At 70.4% G+C, this 16207-nt stretch carries 14 protein-coding genes; 11 read left to right on the top strand and 3 right to left on the bottom strand.

Annotated features, from left to right (window positions below; all coding sequences use genetic code 11):
• Window positions 1-167: 167 nt before the first annotated feature.
• From ACOTKD_RS30175 to ACOTKD_RS30205, 7 genes are all read left to right on the top strand, one after another.
• A complete protein-coding gene (locus tag ACOTKD_RS30175) occupies window positions 168-293 on the top strand; it encodes a hypothetical protein (protein WP_424892163.1) in 126 nt (41 codons plus the stop codon).
• An 886-nt stretch (window positions 294-1179) separates the two neighbouring features.
• A complete protein-coding gene (locus ACOTKD_RS30180) occupies window positions 1180-1440 on the top strand; it encodes a hypothetical protein (protein ID WP_424892164.1) in 261 nt (86 codons plus the stop codon).
• 3 nt (window positions 1441-1443) lie between these two features.
• Entirely contained in the window at window positions 1444-1884 is a 441-nt protein-coding gene (locus ACOTKD_RS30185) for a DUF4262 domain-containing protein (protein ID WP_424892165.1), read from the top strand.
• 75 nt (window positions 1885-1959) lie between these two features.
• On the top strand, window positions 1960-2334 hold the full coding sequence (locus ACOTKD_RS30190; protein ID WP_424892166.1) for a hypothetical protein: 375 nt from the start codon (window positions 1960-1962) through the stop codon (window positions 2332-2334).
• Between the two features lie 242 nt (window positions 2335-2576).
• Window positions 2577-3383: a hypothetical protein gene (locus ACOTKD_RS30195; protein ID WP_424892167.1), complete on the top strand. Its 807-nt coding sequence runs from the start codon at window positions 2577-2579 to the stop codon at window positions 3381-3383.
• A 479-nt stretch (window positions 3384-3862) separates the two neighbouring features.
• A complete protein-coding gene (locus ACOTKD_RS30200) occupies window positions 3863-4342 on the top strand; it encodes a hypothetical protein (RefSeq protein WP_424892168.1) in 480 nt (159 codons plus the stop codon).
• Window positions 4343-4709: 367 nt separating this feature from the next.
• Window positions 4710-5072 (top strand): hypothetical protein, encoded by a 363-nt coding sequence (locus ACOTKD_RS30205; RefSeq protein WP_424892169.1) that lies wholly within the window; start codon window positions 4710-4712, stop codon window positions 5070-5072.
• 318 nt (window positions 5073-5390) lie between these two features.
• Here the strand turns inward: ACOTKD_RS30205 and ACOTKD_RS30210 are convergent, their stop codons facing one another.
• The 3 genes from ACOTKD_RS30210 to ACOTKD_RS30220 form a co-directional block, all read right to left on the bottom strand.
• A complete protein-coding gene (locus ACOTKD_RS30210; RefSeq protein ID WP_424892170.1) occupies window positions 5391-5657 on the bottom strand; it encodes a hypothetical protein in 267 nt (88 codons plus the stop codon).
• Window positions 5658-5885: 228 nt separating this feature from the next.
• Complete coding sequence (locus tag ACOTKD_RS30215) at window positions 5886-7106, bottom strand: hypothetical protein (RefSeq protein ID WP_424892171.1); 1221 nt, start codon at window positions 7104-7106, stop codon at window positions 5886-5888.
• Complete coding sequence (locus tag ACOTKD_RS30220; protein WP_424892172.1) at window positions 7103-11011, bottom strand: SNF2-related protein; 3909 nt, start codon at window positions 11009-11011, stop codon at window positions 7103-7105. Before ACOTKD_RS30220 ends, ACOTKD_RS30215 begins: the two co-directional genes overlap by 4 nt.
• A 254-nt stretch (window positions 11012-11265) precedes the next feature.
• On the opposite strand from ACOTKD_RS30220, the gene ACOTKD_RS30225 reads away from it, so the two are divergent.
• From ACOTKD_RS30225 to ACOTKD_RS30240, 4 genes are all read left to right on the top strand, one after another.
• Window positions 11266-11901 (top strand): hypothetical protein, encoded by a 636-nt coding sequence (locus ACOTKD_RS30225; RefSeq protein ID WP_424892173.1) that lies wholly within the window; start codon window positions 11266-11268, stop codon window positions 11899-11901.
• A 65-nt stretch (window positions 11902-11966) separates the two neighbouring features.
• The gene (locus ACOTKD_RS30230; protein ID WP_424892174.1) at window positions 11967-12347 is read left to right on the top strand and encodes a hypothetical protein; all 381 of its coding nucleotides are present in this window, start codon (window positions 11967-11969) and stop codon (window positions 12345-12347) included.
• Between the two features lie 1116 nt (window positions 12348-13463).
• On the top strand, window positions 13464-14000 hold the full coding sequence (locus ACOTKD_RS30235; RefSeq protein WP_424892175.1) for a hypothetical protein: 537 nt from the start codon (window positions 13464-13466) through the stop codon (window positions 13998-14000).
• A 255-nt stretch (window positions 14001-14255) separates the two neighbouring features.
• On the top strand, window positions 14256-16136 hold the full coding sequence (locus ACOTKD_RS30240) for a hypothetical protein (RefSeq protein WP_424892176.1): 1881 nt from the start codon (window positions 14256-14258) through the stop codon (window positions 16134-16136).
• Window positions 16137-16207 lie beyond the last annotated feature (71 nt).

The raw sequence follows: 16207 nt of genomic DNA on the forward strand, positions 1-16207 counted from the left end.
AAACCGCCCGGGGCCGGGAACCCCACCCCCCTCCAACCCGGCCCCGGGCACCCCCCACACCGGCACCGGCGGCCCCCGGGGCGGCCCAGCCCCCGGAACCAGGCAGCCCCCGGGCCGAGCATCCCCCGGGCAGGGGCCCCAGCGCCCAGCCAACCCCAGGAGCAGCAATGGACACGTCCTCGTGGCTGTGCCCGAACCGCCCCTTCGGCCACCGCTGGACCACCCGCCCCTTCCCCGAGATCCAGACCCCGCACTGCGCATACTGCGGAACACCCAAGAACGACACCGCGTAGCTTCGAACACACCCAACACCAACACCCCGCCGGGACTGTGACCCCAGACCCCGGCCACGACCAGGCTCCTGTAGCTCAGGCAGGGACAGAGCGGCCGTAAAACGGAACGGCGTCATGGTGGGACGGTTGCGGATGCACCGGGACCGGGCCCTGGCCAGCCAAAAGCACCAGGGTTGGGGAACCTCAACGAGAGACCGTCCAGCGGTCTCGAACCCCCGGCAGGGAAGCGCGTTGTCCAAGCCCACCTACTCGGCACGGGTTCGAATCCCGTCAGGAGCACCAGCCAGACAGCCCTAACGCCCCCATGCAACCAGGGGCGGAGGGCTCCGGTCCGGGACCCATCGCGGACCGGCCGGAGGACACCCTCCACACCCCCAAACCCTCGGCCCCGGGGCAACATCCCCACCCGCGGGCCGGGCCCCACGCCACAAGCCGGCCCCACCCTCACGGGCCAAACCTCAGCCGAAGCCCCCACTGGCCGGAAGACACCTGGCCCTGGAGAGACGGAGCAATTCTGATGGCCATCTACCGACCCGGCGAAGTCAACTGCGGGTTGTGCAACGAACCAACGGGCGTACTGGTTGATGACTGGACAGGGCCGACTCGCGACGAAGGCTGTGGTTACGTCGCCTCGGTCGCACCTTGTCTGCGTTGTCAGGTACACAGCCTCGGCACGCTGGACCGCTGTCCAGATGACTGTCCCGATTGCGCCGAGAACGACGATATTGCGCCCTGAGGGGTTCTCCCCGCAGGCCTGAGTCCTATTCCCAAAGCCGGAGAAGCGATCCGGCCACACCTACGACGTCTTCCGATGACGCCCAGCCCTCGCGCATGCAGGTCGGATGGGCCTCACCTATCACTCGATGACCTCTCTGGAGGATTGATCATGGCCACCTTTCGCGTGCGCCCCCTCGGACACGGCTGGTCACGGACCGCCCTTCCCGACGGCGCCAACAGCGCGCAAGAGCAACTCGTCACGCTCTTCTTCGATGCTCTGGAGACGGTTCCCGAACTCAGGGACCTTCCGCGCGACCCCGACGTCTATGACGTGCGGACAGTCGGTGACGGAATCGCGGTCTACCACCCGGATGTGTATCAGCATGTCTTCCGTGCCGAGCCCGTGCGCGCTGACGGTCAGAGGCGATGAGTAATGTTCGGTGAGTTCATGGTGAATTATGTCGCTCGACTGCGACGCGTGATTTTCAAACACGGGTTTGCTGTGCAAGCGGTTCTCGGTGATGGAGATTCGGCTCCCTTCTGCTACACCATTGGGCTGCACAAGTCGCGCGGCTATGAAGTCGTGATGACAGGTCTCGACGTTAGAACCCTTCAGAGCATCATCCATTCCGTTGTTGACAAACTCAGTGCCACGGAGCCAACTCCTGACGCGCCGTTGGATGGCCTTCTTCCCAACGATTATCAGCTGCTCATGCGGCGGGTCGATTCGTTGGACGAATTCTCCATGTTGCGGGCGGTGTACGGGGCAGAGGTCGCTGTGCCGTTCTGGCAAGTAGTGTGGCCTGACCGCTACGGGGTTTTCCCGACGGAGCCCGCTTGTTCACTTTCGCTGGAAACTCAGCCACTTTTCTAGCTCACGCTCAGCGTTTCAGTTCAGTATCTATTGCGTTGGTCTTCACTACCGACGGGACTCCAGAGGAAAACTTCCATGAGTAAACCTGAGCCACGAAACACAATCGATGAGTTGCGGGATTTCCTCGCGTTCGCGGTGCCGCTACGTTCCGCCGAAATGGCTCACAACCTCCGGCGATGGGGGCACTCGCGGGACCAGGCTGCGACTTGGCTCCAGGGCGAGGCGCAACGTGCCGGGGTGAGCGTGGGCACTTCGGGCGATGTCCTGCAGTTCGCCGACGGTCGGCCTCGCAATGGCCGGGCGCAGTGGCGGGTCGCACGCACGGCCGGCGACCTGGCCAGTGGTGTTGCCGCGGCTTGTCTGCTGGCGCAGTTGGAGGGCGAGCGGGGTGTCATCGCTCTCGGCGACTACTACGGGGTTGCGGACGAGCTGTCCTGTCGAGAGCAGTAGGGGCCTCGCTGTGCGGTTTGGAATCGCGGTATTCGGCCAATCACCCGGCATGAGTGCGGGTTATGCGCTTAGGTGGGTTCGGTTGCGGGAATCCAGCACCGCAACGTCGGTGCTTTCACCGGATGTTGGGGTCCACGGGGAGGGGACGGTAGTTGTCCAGCGGGCGTGTGCGGTTGAGTGGCGGGTCGTCTTGGCAAACCGATTTCCGGCGCCGTACGACAGGGCGTCCGGTGCGGTCCGCTATGGAGATCGCGACGATCCGGCGGGATTTGAATCACACTCTGACGGAGCTGGGGCGGGCGGTCGACAAGCTCGCCGTGGCGCGGGCGGCTGACCTCTATGCCCTGGCCTGGCAGCAGGCCGCGCAGGCACCGCCGAGCGAGACTCGGCAGCAGCGCGCTCGGTTGGCGGAGTACAAGGAGATCCTCTCTTCTCGTCGCTGGCAGGAAGAGGAGCGTCGGCAGGCTGCGGATCAGTCGTCTCAGCCGGTGCTGGAGCAGGAGCCCCGTACGGTGCGCCGACCGCGTCCGTCGGCCAAGCCAACTTCGGGGCGCCCGGCGGTGGTGTGGTCTTCGGGCAGGGTGCCGGAGCAGTCCATGCCGTCGAGCCGCGGTTCACGACGGCGGCCAGCAGCGCGGACCGACCCCGCGGCCACTGCCTCGCGGCGGTCAACGCAGGGGCTGGAGCCGGCGCTGCTGGAGTCCGGTGCGCTGTGGGAGATCGCCACTCAGTTGCGGTCCTTTCTGGAGCAGGTCGCGCAGGCCGGGACCATGACGAGCTGGCCTGCGATTCGAAAGCGCCTTCCGGCCCTGCCTCGTCTGCATCGCGACGACGAGAGTGTCGTTCTGTGGCTGGTCGATGAGGAGCGCCGCGACGGCGAGCCGCTCCTCGCAGCCCTCGTCACCGTCGGAGACCGGCAGATGCATCCCCGTTTTCCGGCGATCGCTGAACAGCTCGGCTTGTCTACCGGGCAAACCCCGGCGCAGCAGCGGGCTGCGTGGGGGGTCGAGGTCTTGCGGGCGCATCAGCACTGGCGTCACCGTCGTTGAGTCACGGCGCGCTGGCCAGAAACACTCGGGCAGCTGAGACGTACGGCGGGTGCTGGAGGGCCGTGACCCGGGCCTGTATTGCTGGAGACCGTCGTCCTGTCGAGCTGGTCATCGTGGACGACGCACTTTGCGCGGAGGTCCGGAGGTCCTGGTGCAGACCGGTGGTCCCAGCTGGTCCCAGCCCGACGGCTCAGTACGTCTGTATGCGGCGTGAATGGATGGCGGGGGTGGAAGGGGCCGCCGGCAGTGGCTTCCCAGGCTTCATGCCGCTGGTGCAGGGGGAGCCGGCCGACCGCTGGATGTGTGTACGTGGCCGACCCGCCGCCTGCGCCTGCTTTCCGATGTGCACAGGAGCGATGGACACGTGTCGAGTGGCGGCTTGCCCCAGCTTTCGTAGGCGCCGACGCGGGGCGGCGCCTACGAACCCATGGTCCCTGGGGTAAGCACTCTAGGAATCACACGGCTCGTAAGGTAAGCGTGTGGACATTGAGGAGCAGATCACTGCGTCGCGGAACTGGCAGCCGGGCGACGCGGGGCCGCGTCCGTACGACCCGGATTCGGCCAGCATCATGCGTATGGCGGCCTTCCTTGAAAGCGCTGCGCGCGTGATCAAGCAGGACCCCGAGGTCTCCGCGGACTTCCATCGTCGTATGGGCAGCGACCCCGAGCAGTACCGGGACCTGGCCTCGACGGACTCCGGCCGAGAACATCTGGCGCGGCTTCTGCAGAAGGACCCGGGATTGGAACTCTTCCTGGCGTCTACCGAGCAAGGGCAGGAGGCACTCGACCGCGTCTATGCCGGAACCGGCGGAGGTGGTGCGATCTCGCCGGAGGCTTACGATCGGATACGTGCCTCCGGGCTGGCCCTGGTCCGAGATCTGCGAGCGCAAAGGCGCGCCCGTGACGCGATGCTCCGCGAGTACGAGCGGCAGCAGCAGCTGGGCACCGGGCAGGCGTAGGAGGTGTGGCGGCCCCGCAACGACGTGCGAATGGGCCACGGGGCCGCCTGTGCCCGCGCGTCCTGTCTGTCGCGGGTACCGCGACCATACGGCCAGCCGCTCTTGCACGCTGCTCGGTATCGCCCAGCCGAGTGTGTCGCCTGGTGCTCGCCACCCGGGGTTCGCGGCGGTCCTCGGACGTGCGTCATGCCCCACCGCGCCGGTCGCCGTTGTTCCTCTGACCCTCTGCACGGCACCTCGCATGAGCGAACCCGGCTCGGGCCGGCCCTGGAGGGGCCCGTCAGGTGCTGCGGACGTTCGGCACTGTCGGGGACGGCGGCGGGCAGCCGCCGGTAGCGTTATCGCAGAGCGACATGGAGGAGGAGTCATGACCGGCCTTCCGCACGACCTGGACGAGGAAGCCGTCGTCCGGAGGATCACTGCCCAGAAGGCAGCCTTCGCCGAGCTGGACAGGGAGCAGCGCGAGTACCGCATCAGTGGCCCGGTCCGCGTCCGTTTCGGCGGAGAGGATTTTGAGGTTCCCCTCACGGCGAAGGACGTCCGGGCAGCGCTCGACTCCGAGCGGCAGCTCGTGTTCGACGAGGAGTTTTCCGCTGCTGGGCCAGGCAGGGTGGGCTCGGTCATCCGCAAGTGGGCGCTCGAACTGATTCCCGGTGACGAGCTGGACCGTGTGGACATTCTGCTGCAGGCCGAGCGTCAGGCCAGCGTTGCTCCGGCGGCCGCCGCGTGAAATATCGCGTCGCCTACGCACCGCTCGCCGAGGAGGCCTTGGGCAAGCTGCCTGAACCGAAGGCGTTCCGGGCGCGTGTGGAGGCCACGATCGGGGCGGACCCGTACGGGCAGGCATCGAGCCAGGTCGGGTCGGACAGGGATCGTCGCGAGGCCACTGTTTCCGGGGTGATCTTGCGCTACGTAGTCTCGGCGGGAATTCTCACCGTGACCGTCGTTCGCTTGATCCCCCCGCCGTGAGCCATCGGCGTGTGCGAGGTCCAGGGCGCGTGGAAGCGCTCTCGTGTCCGGTCCGGAAGACAGATGGTCGGCACCCGGGTCAGTGTCTTGGGATGCCGGCGGAGACGACCGAGTAGCCGGGGTGGCTCTTCCACTGGTCGGCCATGTCCATCAGCTGGCCGAGGAAGCGGCCGGCTTCTTCGGAGTCGCCGGCTTGGACGGCGCTGGCGTAGTTCTGGCTGAGGTCGTGGGCCTCGTGCCATGACTCGACGTAGGCGTGATGGCCCTGTGGGTGCTGCTCGTCCCGTTGCTCGTCCTGGCGGTCACGCACGAACGTGTAGACCCGTACGCCGGTCTGCAGATCCACGGTTCTCCCTCGCTGTCTGGGCGGGCGACGACTGTACCGCCTGGCGTTGCGCACATTCTCTCCGTGGCGTTCCCGGGGGCCGGCGTCGGGCGGGCGGCCAGCGGTCAGCGTCCCGATCGCGGAGGACGCCGATACCGACCCCAGTCGCTGCTCGGGCACCGGTCCCCTCGTCGGGGCTGATGTGTTCATCCCGCAGGAGGGATGCGGCGACCGCAGCACTCGGTCAGGTCATCTCGCTGCTGGTCGGGCCGTGCGGGCCCGGCGGGCAGCCTGGTACGCCGCGACCGGATCGGCGGAACATCCAGCGGCAGGACGCCATTCTTCGTTGAAGGAGGTGAAGGGAAACCACGCGCCGTCGGGCCCTGGGCGCAGCTGGATGCCGGCGGTGGTGTCGGTCAGCGTGCCGTCGATGATGTCGATGCTGCTGAGGGCGAGCAGGCGCGAGGCCCGGATCGCTTCGCGCGCGTGTTCCAGGGTGGTGGTGGGTGTCGGGGTCGGGGCGTGGGCAGCGTGGGCGCCGGCTGGTCCGCCGTGGCGGTAGCCGATCATCATCGTGCGCAGGGTGGATTCGGTATGGCCGGTGGTGTGGGCGACGTCGGGGAGTCGGCGGATTCCCTCAGGAGTGGCCAGGATGCGTACGGCGTCAGCGAGGGGATCGTGGGGCTGTCCTGTGGCGCCGGCGCCTGTCAGGAGCGCGCGGGCGCGGTCGGCGGCGTCTTTGGTCATCCACGCCAGGTCCTGGGCTGAGGGGCAGGGGGCGGGCGGGTCGTCCAGGGTGTCGGTGATCGGGGCGACGGTGTCGAGGTCGGGCTCGGGCGTGGGCTGCTGTGGGGGGCGGTTGGCCCATAGGGAGTAGAGCTGGTCGGCGCGGACGGTTCCGCTCGCGTCTGCGGGGAGGGAGCCGGGGTCGGTGTCGGTCAGGCGGTCGCGCACGAGGGCGGCGAAGGACCGGGTGGGCATGCCGCGTGCGGCGAGCAGGACAGATGCGGTGCCGGCCAGGCGTTCCGCGATGGCGTGGCCGAGGGCTGCGCTGTGGTCGCAGACGCGGCCGGTTCGGCCGGTGGGGCAGGAGCAGGAGAAGGAGATCTCGTCGGCGCTGGGGACGATGGCCATGCCGCCGGCGTGGCCGGGGTCGGCGATGGCGGCGGGGACGCGGTTGGCGAGGAGGTCGGCGACGGCTTGGGGGATGTCGGCGAGCCGGTCGGCCAGGGTGTGCCATTGCGCGTCGGTGAGTTCAGGCAGGGCCAGGACAGCCTTGTGCGTGGCTTTCTTCGCGCCGATGGCGGCGGCGAGCTGGCCGGGGGCGGCGTGGATCTGGCCGACGGCGCCGTTGCGGTGGAGGTTGAGGCCTTTGGTGTAGGAGCCGGATCCGCCGGTGGCGAGGTGGAAGTTCTGCTTCCACGCGGCGACGAGGGGGCTCATGCTGCGGGTGTTGCTGGGGCTGGTCATCGGGTCCCCTGCAGGGTGACGAGGGCGGCGAGCTCGGTGTCGTCGAGGTCGGCGAAGGCGCTTTCACCGGAGGTGAGGACGGCTTCGGTCAGGGCCCGCTTGCGGTCGAGGAGTTCGGCGATGTGGTCTTCCACGGTGCCTTCGGTGACCAGGTGGTGGACCTGGACGGTGCGCTGCTGGCCGATGCGGTGCGCGCGGTCGGTCGCCTGGTCCTCGATGGCGGGATTGAACGGGCGGTCGAAGTGGACGACGTGCTCGGCCCGGGTGAGGTTGAGCCCGGTGCCGGCGGCCTTGACGGACAGGATGAACAGCGGGGCCGGGTCGGGGTCGTGCTGGAAGGCGTCGACGAGGTCCTGGCGGCGGGCCGGTGGTGTGCCTCCGTGGAGGAAGTAGACGGAGTGGCCGCGGGCGCGCAGGTGGTGCTCGAGGATGCGTCCCATCTGCACGTAGCCGGTGAAGATCAGGGCGGCTTCGCCGCGGCTGGTCAGGGTGGGCAGGAGGTCGTCCAGGGCGGCGAGCTTGCCCGAGCGGCGTGCGAGGGCGGCCGGATCGGTGTTGTCCAGGGGTTCCTTGAGGTAGAGGGCTGGGGTGTTGCAGATCTGGCGCAGGGCCTGGAGGAGCTTGAGGACCAGGCCGCGGCGGGCGATGCCGGTGCTGGTGGCGATCTGATCCATGGTGGTGCGGACGGTCGCCTCGTACAGGCCGGTCTGCTCGTCGGTGAGGGCGACGATCCGGTGGTGGTGGACCTTGCCGGGGAGCTCCGGGGCGATGCCGGGGTCCGACTTGCGCCGCCGCATCATGAACGGACCGATAAGCCGGGCGAGCTGGGCGGCGGCCGGTGAGGCGGGGTCTTTCTCGACGGCGCCGTAGCGGGCGCGGAAGGCGGCTCGGGTGCCGAAGAGCCCGGGGTTGGTCCAGTCGAGGATGGCCCACAGCTCGGTGAGGTTGTTCTCCGCGGGCGTGCCGGTGACGGCGAGTCGGGCCGTGGTGGGCAGCCGGCGCAGCGTCTTGGCGGTGGCCGATGCCGGGTTCTTGATGTGCTGGGCCTCGTCGGCAATGACGAGGCCCCAGTCAATGCCGGCCAGGGTGGTGGTGTCGCGGCGCAGGGTGCCGTAGGTGGTGACGATGACGGTGTCCGGGCCGAGGGTGTCGGCGTCGAGGGCCCGGTCGGTGCCGTGGTAGCGGACGACGGTGGTGGTGGGGGCGAAGCGGGCGATCTCGCGTTGCCAGTTCGTCATGAGGGATGCCGGGCACACCACCAGGGTCGGCCCGGCGTCACCGGCCATGGTCTCGGCGCGGTGGAGGTGCAGGGCGATGGCCGTCAGCGTCTTGCCGAGCCCCATGTCGTCGGCGAGCAGCGCTCCGAAGCCCAGGTGAAGGGTGTGGGCGAGCCAGGTGAGGGCGCGCGCTTGGTAGTGGCGCAGCGTCGCTTTCAGGGCGGCCGGTGGGGGGACGGGCTGGGGGCTGTCGGGGGCGTGGCGCAGTGCGTCGACGAGGGTGGCGAGGGTGCCGGCGGGCCGGGCTTCGAGGGTTTCGCCGTCGAGGGTGAGGGTGCCGGACAGGGCGGCGGCGAGGGCGTCGAGGGAGGGCAGGGGCGCCAGGGTGCGGTTGCGGGCGCGGCGGGCGGTGGCGGGGTCGATGAGCAGCCAGCGGCCGCGCAGCTGGATCAGCGGCCAGGCGGTCTCGGCGAGCGCGGTCATCTCCTGCTCGGTCAGTGGCTGGCCGTCGAGGTTGACGTGCCAGCGGCAGTCCACCAGCCGCTTCAGGCCCAGGGCGCTGCCGGGCGTCGGTGCGGTCTGGTTCTCGTGGGTGCCGATGACGGCTGTGGTGGTGAAGGCTCCGAGGAGGGAGTCGGGCCAGTGGAGGGTGATGCCCGCGTTGGCGAGCGGGGCGGCTGCGGTCAGGTGGAGCTCGGCCAGGTCCTTTGCCGTCAGGGTGGTGCGGTGGGGGCGTTCCTGCGCGGCGAGGTCCTCGAGCGGCGGGAAGAGGCGGGCGGCGCGGCGCAGCGCGCGGCGTACGCCGGGCAGGAGCGCGGGGGTGAGGTCGCGGTGGGGGGACGTGCCGTCCCAGATGCTGATCGCCGGGACGGTCTCGTCTTCGCCGCCGGTGGCGAGGTGCAGGGTGACCGGCGCGGCGGGGACCGGGTTGTCGGCGTCGGGCTGTTTGATGCGCAGCACGAGGCCGGGGACGGGGTGGGGGTCGGTGGTGTCCTCGATCGCGTCCGCCCACGCCCACATCTCCGGTCGCGGCGGAGTGTGCTGGCCGGCGGGGCCGCTGTAGGGGCCGGGGCCGAGAACGACGGTCGCGCCGGGGGTGCGGAGCATGGTGTCGGCGACGGCGTCGAGCAGCGTCCACACGGCCGGCTCGGGAGCGGTCACGCGCAGGGGAGTGCTGCCGGTCAGAAGGCAGTGGCCTTCGGGGGCGAGCTGGGCGGCGACGGCGGCGACGGCCTGGCGCAGCGGCTCGGTGATCGGGCCGGCGCGCCAGCAGTCCTGGCCGTCGGCGGTCAGAGCGGGGTGAACGCGTTGCTGGGCAACGCACTGCAGGGCGAGGCGGAGGGCGTGCCGCCATCCGGTCACGGACGCGTGCTCGTTCGCGCCCGGTGCGAGGAGGGCCGGCAGGGCGAGGCCGAGGGGGACGGCGATGCCGGTCACCGTGGCGCGGCGCGGCATGATGCCGCTGGGGCCGGGCAGGGCGAGGGCCCGGGTGACCGGCTGGAGCGGCGGGGGCAGGGGTCCGGTGTCGGGGAGCGGGGCGCCGTCGGCCTTGAAGACCATCCAGGTCGTGCGGGCAGGGTGGCGGGAGGGCAGCAGGGCCAAGGCCGCACCCTGGTCGAGCGCCTGCTCCAGGATTCCCCGCGCGCGGAACAGCTCGGGAGCGCTGGCCATGGGCGGTGGTGGGAGCTCCTGCTCCAGCGCGGGGGCGGAGCCGGTCAGCGGTATGACGGCCGGAGCGGGGGGCTTGGGGCTTGCGGCCGGCTCGGAGGGCGAGGGCGCGGCAGTGGGGGTGTCGTCGGTGGCCAGATGCTGCTGCAGCTTCTTCAAGAGGCGGTCGGCAGCGAGGGCGCGGGCGCCCTGCTTGCTCGGCGCATCCCCCGTGCCGGTGAGCTGCTGCTGGCGGTGGACGGCGGTGACCGTCGCGGTGAAGCGGGCGGGGGCGCTCACGGTGACGCGGAAGTCCGGCCGGGTGATGTGGCCGGCCTGGGCGTATTCGTTGAGGACCATGAGGGGATTACGGCCGCCTGCGAGCGCCGCGCCAGGGGCGGTGCCTGTGGGCGGCGCCAGGGGCGGGAGATCCGGGTCGTGGAACCCGTTCCACGTCTCGGCGGCGTGCTCGGCGAGTGGGTCGGGCAGGTCGGCGAGCGCGGCGATGAGCGACGCCATGGCCTGCTGCCGGGCGCCTTTGCGGGTGCGGGACCGCTGGATGCTGCCGCTCGTCTCGCGGCCGTCGGAGGCGAACGTGGCCTGAGCGGCGAAGGACGGCTCGCCCGTGGTGTCCTGCCCTTCGCGGACCGTTGCTGAGGGCAGGCGCAGGACTTGGGCGTGCATGGAGATGATGCTGGGCGCCAGGGCCGGGCTGGCGGTGACGGCGGACAGCGCGGCCCTCCGGAGGGCGGCCCACGCGCCGGTGTCCGAGGTGGCCAGCAGCAGCCGCAGGTCGGGGACCGCGAGGTGGCCGCGGGCGAGACGGCGACCGGCTTCGTCGGCGACCAGAGCGACCAGGGGGCCCGAGGCGTTGTGGGCAGTGGCCCGCTGCAGGGTGCGGTGGAAGGCGTCGGTATCCAGCACCTCCAAGGATGAACCGACAGCGCTCTGGCCGGTACGGGAGTGCGGGATGCCGGGTCCTTGCGTGCGGGTGGCGCGCGAGGTGGGGGTGATGACGTGCTGGAGACGGTCGATGGACAAAGAGAACTCCCCCGGGGACCGGATGCCGTCGATACCGTTTTTCATTGTCGCTTGAACGTGCGTCAGCCCGAGCAGCCACACAGGAATCCGTGGCGAGGCTCACCGGCAGGGCTCTGATTCAGGGAGGATACCCCCACTCCCTGCGTTGCATTTCTCTATTTTCACGCGTACTTTAATCCTATCGAGCCGGACACTCCGGCACTCCCCCTCATCACGGCTGCCCGCTTGCGGCTGCACGGAAAGGCGAACTTGTCATGCCCTGGGAAACTCACAGCTTCACCATCTCCGCCCCCACCCTCCTGACGGACGACCCCGCCACCAACACCCTCGCTGCCGCACTGACGGCGATCGAAGACGAGCTGGGCGAGCGTCAGGGATGGGACCGCCCCGCGCGGTTGTTCACACTGCGCGCACTGCCCGGCGGGCGCGTGGAGGCGGCATTCGTCCCCGAGCGCCTGTGGAACCCCGGTGACGACAACCCCGCCGATGCTCTGTGGCGACGAGCGGGCGCGCTTCCGCCTGTCCCGCCCATCGTCCTGCCCGGCGACGTATACGGGGCGCGCGTCAGCGCGATCGGGTTCATGTTCGAGGGCTGGAGCAGGCGCGCCGACACGGAACTGCCCGAGCCGCTGGCACAGCTCGCGCAGCGGGGCGCGCGCGTGAACCACATGCTGCCCAGCAGCCAGGAAGTCCGGCTCGTGCACGCCGTCGATCTCAACCAGCGCACCTTCCACATCGTGCGCAACCGGGGCGAGCAGCCCCAGGTGCACGCCGCCGGTCAGCGCGGCGGCAACTCCACGGAGATGCAAGGCGTCATTCCCGCCGCCCTGTCCCGCATCATGCACGCCATGCGCCGCCGGGTCCGTGTCTTCCCCGGCCAGCCCGCCTGACCACTCTCCGCCCTCTGGCCGCCGGGCAGCGAGCCCGGCGGCCTCCGCCAGCACCGAGGACTGCCATGTATCCCATGCTGTACCGCTTCATTGCGAGCGGCCCCACGCCGGAAAGCGCGTTCGCCGCCTTCGCCGCCGAGGACGCTGCCCGGCCCCGTGACCCCTTCCACCGCCGGGCGGACCTCACGAAGGTCAAGGGTGTCGTGGTCGTCGCGGACCGGGCGCCGCTCCGCGCCATCGAGGCGGGCTACTTCGGCGATTCCTACACCGCGTTCGAAGGCGCCGACGGCGGTCCGCTCAAGGAGGAGGACGCCGACTGGCTGGCGGACCGGCTCATTGAGGACGACGACCGCCGAATCTCCGGTACCGCCGGAGCGCTGCTATTGGACGACCCCATGGCCAAGCCGACCTGGCTCTTCTTCGGCTGGGCCGTCCAGGCCGACTAGCGCACGGCTCCTCTCCCCCAGGCTTGCGCCAACACGTCCAGGGGCTTCTCACGCTAACCGGCCTCCCATCCGGCTAGGGGGTCCCGGCCCGGGGCAAGCGCGCTGCCGCCCGGCCTCGCGCCGGGCCTGCCCTTCGCGGGCGTCTTCCCCTCCCCCAGATCTGTTCGGCCCGGACGACGACCGCGCCCGCGCCATCGAGGATGTGGCCGACTGCGCTCGCGCGCGCTTCGGCCCCGGGGCCCTCAAGCCAGCCGCCTTCGCCGGGCGGCCCGGTATGCGCCGCAGCCTGCGCCAAGAGCGGCGGGCCCCAGTTCACTCGTTCGGCCGACCATGGAAGTCAGTGACCAGCCTGGGCCGTGGCCGGCCGGGTCGTCGTTCTCGCGCGGCCCGACAGGCCCGGCTATGGTGGTGCCAGACGTTGCGGCACCACCTCGGTGGCGCAGCGAAGCCCGACACCATGGGCGTGGCGCCGGGCTTCAGGAAGTTCTACCTCGTGGTCCCCCGCCGGATGTATCCCGGCGGGGCACTCACAGTGTGTGCCCCACCTCCAGCCACCACTTAGCCACTGCCCCGGCGACCGCCGCCGCAATGGCGATGATCAACCGGAGAAGCCAGCGGAGGCCGGCCCTAGTGAGGCGGGCACGGCTTTCCTTCCTTTGTGCGTGACGGCCCATGATCGCGCCGTTCTTCCGGGTGGGCGTACGCCCACGGTGGTCGGGCCTCCGGCTGGAGAGCCCGGCCATGGGCGCGGCCGCTCCGGCGTGCCAGGGCCGCGCCCCAGTCGGGCTCGCCGCAAGGGGCGGCCGACCGGCTGCGAGCGTCCCGGACAGGCACATCGCGGGTGTCACACGAGGTGGATGCTACACGCGACCGTCTGGCGACGCAGCGTGAACACTGGTGCGGGTAAGACTCCCCGTCACCGGCGCCACCTGGCCGTAGGGCGGAACGCTCGAAAGCGCCCAGCCCCCGCCAGTCTCGACACACGCGCCGGGTCGACCGTCACCTCGCGCCACCCTCGCGGCGCGGGGCATGGGCACCGGCCCGTTCGCTGGGCCAGACGCGCCGAGGGCCGTGCCCAGACGCAGGGGCCCGGGTGCGGACGCGGAAGCTTGGGGTGTGACGATCAGGAGCGAGCACCCTGTGGGGCCGGACGCGATCTGTGCGGCGCTGGCCGCCCTGGGCGCAGCGCCGGTCCTTGACCCAGAGATGTGGCCGGAAGGACCGCAGGATGAGGATCGCGTGCGGCTGCTGGGCAGTCTCCTGGCGAAGGTCGAGCTCGAGCTCACCGCGGCCATCCGGCTCGGCGACCAGGAGCTCGACGATCTCGCCGATGCGGTCTTCGGCTGGCTGGACCAAGTCGGGACCGAGGGCGCTCTAGCGACCAATGTGCTGCTCAACCGCTTGCAGCGCACGGCGGTGCAGATCGTGGGCCGCGGCGAGGATGAGGAGACACCTGCCGGCCGGGTGGCGGCCTGGGCGTGTGTGGTGGCCGCGGTGGATGCGCTGAGCGCCGAGCTGAACTTCCAGCAGGGTGATGTCGAAGGTGTCCGGCGCGCTCTGGGCCGGACGGAGACGGCGCTCATCACGGTCCTGGAGGGCATGCACGACCTGCGCGTGGCCATCGGCGACGCCGAAGAGGAAGAAGAGGAGTAGCCGCCCGGGTCCAGGTGCCGTGGGAGGGATGGCTCGGCGTTGCGCGGGCCGATGCGTGCGTGGGACGATCCTGGCGGTTTTCGGAGAGCCATGCCGTACACGTTGCCGCCGGCCCGGTGACGTCGACATCGCGGCAAAACGGGGCACGGCCACGCCGCAGTAACAGGTGGAAGCACATCTGGCGACATGACGGTGCTCGTTTTCTTCGACTTCCTTCGCTGCGCAGGGCCGGATGCTGTAGCGGAAGGACTTCTTGTGCCGAACGACGTGTTCAGGGACCGCGCGCGCCTGCGGATCCAGTCCACCGGCGAGCCGCATGCCACCGCCAAGTCCGAACTGCGGGCCTTCGATGCGAACGCGCCGGTGATTCCGCCGGCTGCCGATCCTCAGCAGGCGCTGTTCGAGGCTCAGGTCTTCGCGCGGTTGGTCCGGGCGTTCGGCGGCCTCGTACCCGCCTCGGTCTCCGCCGTCGGCCGGTTCGGCCTGCGCCATGTCTCTCCCCGGCCCAATGAGCTGGAGGTCCGGGTTGATCCGGAGGCACTGCCCGATGTGCTGGGGGTGCTGGCGGGGCACAACAGCCCGGTCATGGCGTCGTACGGGGTGCCCGGGCTCCGATGCCGCTACGAACGCCGCCGGCTCATGCTCCGGCAGCCCGGGCTGTGCGGCCGCATCGTTCTCGCCCCGGTGCCACAACCGGCGTGGGCGAAAGCCCTGGAACGCCTGGAGAAGGGCGTGCCGCCCCGGTCCCGCCTGCTGTTCACCGATTCGGATGACTGGACCCCGGACGAACTCGACGCCCAGGACGCGGACGAGGAGCAGCTGGGCGGCTACGCCGGCTACCTGTCGGCCCTGTTCCGGCGCGTCGCCACGCTCAGGGATCAGGAGCTGCGCGTCTGCCTGGACCAGCGCCGTTTTGAGGCGGTGGTGGACAGTTCGGGTGCGGCCCTGCGGCCGTGGAGCGGTGCCCAGACTCCGGTCGAGCTGTTGTCCGCGGACGAGGCGGACGATGCTGCGTCGGCCGGGCCGCTCGAGCAGGATGAGGGGAGCGTCCTGGAGCGGGGGCTGCTGCAGGAAGTTGCGCGTTCGGCGCTGGAGCGGGCCGCGCATCTGGACGCCGTCGGTCCGGCGGGTGGTGAGCTGTTCGCACTCGTCGACCCCCGGCAACTGCCGGCCGAGACGACGTCGGCGCTGCGTCCTGACGTGGAGGCGGTGATCAGCGAGCGGGACGGACGACTGTGCGAGATGCCCCTCGCCGCGGAGTCCGGAGACTACCTGCGCATGACCTCCAGTCGGCATCTTGTGCCGGTGGCCGGGTATACCGAGCAGGAGCGGGAGACGGCCCGTGCGTGGGTGGTGCCGGTCGACTTCACCGATCGGACCGACCCGGCTCTCTTCGCAGCGCCGCCGGCCCGGCGGATGCCCAACGGTGATGAGCTCTTCGGGTTCGACTCCCCCGAGGAGCTATGGGCACGGACCGCCGGCGCGCGCATGGGCCCGTCGGTCCTGGCGCTGCTGTTCCTCCGCCCGCAGGAACGCCCTCCGCACCCCGACAAGCCGGAAGGCGAGATCGGGGGATGGCCGAACGCCATCGTGCTGTCGCGGTCGGGGCAGTACGTCAACGCCTACCGCATGCCCACCGGGTGGATCGAAGTCACCTACCGCCGCATGGGCGACTCCCGCTTTCTCGGCGACGACGTCGCACACGAGGTGTGCCGTCAGCTCTTGTCCCTGCCGTCCCCGGACGAAGACGTGGTCAAGCCGAGCTGGGCATGGGTCCTGCTGTGGATGGAAGCGCTCAAGGGGCGCCGGGCGCCCCTTGAGCCCAGTCGGGCCACCCCGCCGGAGCGCCTCAACGACTACCTCTACGGGCGTGTGGCGCTCGAGGGGCAGGCCGCCTGGCAGCCGGTGTGGGAGGCCGTCGAAACCGGCCGACTGCGGCAGTGGCGGCTGGGCACCGAGGACGTGGCCTGGCGTGACGGGCCCGGGTTCCTGGTCTTGCTGACCCACCTCATCGACGACGTCGTCGTCCGGGTCGAGAGGATGCTGGCGGAACCCGGGCGGTTCACTGACCAGGGCGCGGCGTACGTCCGCGAGGTCACCACCGAGCTCGGCCTGGACCTCGGAGCGCCCCAGTAGCGTGGCCGCCACTGGCTGGGCATCCGCCGTGTGGGCCGCTCGTCGCCGCCGGCACCGGGCGCTGCCCAGCT

It is taken from the genome of Streptomyces sp. XH2 (genome assembly GCF_049725035.1).
GTDB lineage: Bacteria > Actinomycetota > Actinomycetes > Streptomycetales > Streptomycetaceae > Streptomyces > Streptomyces roseoverticillatus.

Bases quoted from the DNA above. Each gene is read 5' to 3' on its own strand.
- ACOTKD_RS30190 (WP_424892166.1), top strand. From the start codon at position 1,960: ATGAGTAAACCTGAGCCACGAAACACAATCGATGAGTTGCGGGATTTC.
- ACOTKD_RS30185 (WP_424892165.1), top strand. From the start codon at position 1,444: ATGTTCGGTGAGTTCATGGTGAATTATGTCGCTCGACTGCGACGCGTG.
- ACOTKD_RS30225 (WP_424892173.1), top strand. From the start codon at position 11,266: ATGCCCTGGGAAACTCACAGCTTCACCATCTCCGCCCCCACCCTCCTG.
- ACOTKD_RS30205 (WP_424892169.1), top strand. From the start codon at position 4,710: ATGACCGGCCTTCCGCACGACCTGGACGAGGAAGCCGTCGTCCGGAGG.
- ACOTKD_RS30230 (WP_424892174.1), top strand. From the start codon at position 11,967: ATGTATCCCATGCTGTACCGCTTCATTGCGAGCGGCCCCACGCCGGAA.
- ACOTKD_RS30175 (WP_424892163.1), top strand. From the start codon at position 168: ATGGACACGTCCTCGTGGCTGTGCCCGAACCGCCCCTTCGGCCACCGC.
- ACOTKD_RS30215 (WP_424892171.1), bottom strand. From the start codon at position 7,106: ATGACCAGCCCCAGCAACACCCGCAGCATGAGCCCCCTCGTCGCCGCG.
- ACOTKD_RS30195 (WP_424892167.1), top strand. From the start codon at position 2,577: ATGGAGATCGCGACGATCCGGCGGGATTTGAATCACACTCTGACGGAG.
- ACOTKD_RS30180 (WP_424892164.1), top strand. From the start codon at position 1,180: ATGGCCACCTTTCGCGTGCGCCCCCTCGGACACGGCTGGTCACGGACC.